This is a genomic window from Paraburkholderia ultramafica (assembly GCF_902859915.1).
Taxonomy (GTDB): domain Bacteria; phylum Pseudomonadota; class Gammaproteobacteria; order Burkholderiales; family Burkholderiaceae; genus Paraburkholderia; species Paraburkholderia ultramafica.
The window spans coordinates 1-2,635 of the sequence record NZ_CADIKK010000115.1; the positions used below are offsets into that span (position 1 = coordinate 1).

Annotated in this window: 1 protein-coding gene; it reads left to right on the plus strand. The window is 63.1% G+C overall.

The window, feature by feature from the left end; genetic code table 11:
* Positions 1–2,635: ATP-binding protein (locus tag HV744_RS36340; RefSeq protein ID WP_175154052.1), on the plus strand; the 2,635-nt coding region annotated here is incomplete at both ends.

Below are 2,635 nucleotides of genomic sequence, written 5' to 3' on the forward strand. Positions count from 1 at the left end.
CGCCTCCGGCAAGTTCGACCAGTACAAGCGCGACATCCCCTATTCCACGCTGGTGCAGGCTTTCCAGAGCCTGGTGCGGCAGCTGCTCGGCAAGCGCGACGCTGAGCTGGCAGTCTGGCGCAGCGCGTTGCTGGCGGCACTGGAGCCGAATGCGCGGCTCATGAGCGACCTCATTCCCGAACTGAAGCTCATCATCGGGGACCCGCCACCGGTCCCCGAGCTTGAGCCGCAGCAGGCGCAACGCCGTTTCCAGCTGGTGTTCCAGCGCTTCATCGGTGTGTTTGCCCGCCCGGACCATCCGCTGGCGCTCTTTCTCGACGACCTGCAGTGGCTCGACATGGCCACGCTCGACCTGCTCGAGGACCTGCTGACGCAGTCGGATCTGCAGCACCTGATGCTGATCGGCGCTTACCGGGACAATGAAGTCGATGCCACCCATCCGCTGAAAGGCAAGCTTCAGGCCATCAGGAACATCGGCACCCGGATCGATGAAATCACGCTTGTCCCGCTCGCCCGTGAACACATCGAGAAGCTGATTGCGGATACGCTGCATTGCGAGCCGGCACGCGCCGCGCCGCTCGCGCAGCTCGTGCAGGCGAAAACCGCCGGCAACCCGTTCTTCGTGATCCAGTTTCTGCACGCGCTCGCCGAAGAGGAATTGCTCGCTTTCGATCATGACGCGGCGCGCTGGTGCTGGGATCCTGATCGCATTCATGCCCGCGGTTACTCCGAGAATGTCGTGGATCTGATGGTCGACAAGGTGACCCGCCTGCCAGCCGAAACGCAACCGGCGTTGCAGCAGCTTGCCTGCCTCGGCAACGTGGCCACGGTCGCGATGCTTTCGATCGTGCTCGCGACCCCGGAGAAGCAGGTGCACGCGTCGCTGTGGCCGGCGGTCCACCACGGACTGGTCGAGCGGCTGGAAAGCTCCTGGCGATTTGTGCACGACCGGGTGCAGGAGGCCGCGTATTCGCTGATCCCGCACGCAGCACGCGCCGAGACCCATCTGCGAATCGGGCGGCTGCTCGCCGCGCAGACGCCCCCCGGGAAACGGGAGGAGGCGATCTTCGAGATCGTCAACCAGTTGAACCGCGGCGCGCCCCTGATTACATCACGTGACGAGCGTGAGCAGCTGGCCGGGTTCAACCTGCTCGCCGGCCAGCGCGCCAGGGCGTCGACTGCCTATGCCGCAGCGCTCACCTATCTCATCACCGGCGCGGAACTCCTGGAGGCTGATTGCTGGGAGCGCCAGCATGAGCTGGTCTTTGCGCTGGAACTGAACCGGGCCGAATGCGAATTCCTGACCGGCCAGTTACCGATGGCAGACGAGCGACTGGCGGCATTGTCAAGGCGAGCCACGACAACCATCGAACAGGCCAGCGTTGCGTGCCTGCATATGGATGTCTGCACGACCCTCGATCAGAGCGACCGCGCGGTCGCTGTGTGTCTCGACTACCTCAGGCATGTCGGTATCGATTGGTCACCCCATCCGCAAGACGAGGAGGTGCGACGCGAATACGAACACATCGGGTCATTGCTCGGTAGCCGAACCATTGAGGAACTCATCGATTTGCCACTGATGGAAGACGCGGCGTCCCTTGCGACCGTCGAGGTTCTGAGTAAGGTCTTGGCGCCGGCCTGGTTTATGGATGCGAACCTGGCTTCCCTGACGAGCTGCAAGGCGATCAGTCTCAGCCTTGAGCGCGGCCACTGCGATGCTTCATGTTTCGCCTATGCGCATCTTGGCAGGAGCGCCGGACCGCGTTTCGGCAACTACCAGGCCGGATTTCGATTCGGCCAACTCGGCTACAAACTCGTCGAACGACGCGGGCTCAAACGCTTCGAGGCGAGGACGTATCTTGACTTCGCGCTTTTTGTCGTGCACTGGACGAAACACGTGCGGGCTTGCCGTGACCTGATGCGCCGCGCGTTCGGCGCGGCGAACCGGATCGGAGACCTCACGTATGCAGACTACTCGTGCTACTGCCTCAACACGGATCTACTCTTTGCCGGCGAGCCGCTGCCCGAGGTGCAAGGCGAAGCAGCGCGTGGCCTCGCATTCGCCGAAAAGGCGCGATTCGGCTGTGTCATTGACTTCATCACCACGCAGCTCGCGCTGATCCGGATGCTGCGCGGCTTGACGCTGAAATTCGGTTGCCTTGACGACGGGCAGTTCAATGAACTTCGCATCGAACACCATCTGTCCAGCAACCCGACCCTGGCGACCGCTGCGTGTCGGTACTGGATCCGGAAACTGCAGGCGCGCTATATCGCCGGTGACCATGCGGCGGCCCTGAACGCTGCATCGAAGGCGCAGCGCCTCCTTTGGACCTCGTCCGCGTTCCTGGAGGAAGCCGAATATCATTTCTATGGCGCGCTGACGCTAGCGGCCTGGTGCGACTGCGCACCGGCCGAGGAGCGGCAGCAGCACCTGGACGCTCTGGCTGTACATCACAGGCAACTGCAGGTCTGGGCGGAAAACTGTCCCGAGAATTTCGCGAATCGCGCCGCACTGGTCGGGGCCGAGATCGCCCGCATCGAAGGCCGCGTGCTTGATGCCGAACAGCTCTACGAGCAGGCCATCCACTCGGCGCAGGAGCATGGCTTTGTCCACAATGAGGCGCTCGCCAGCGAA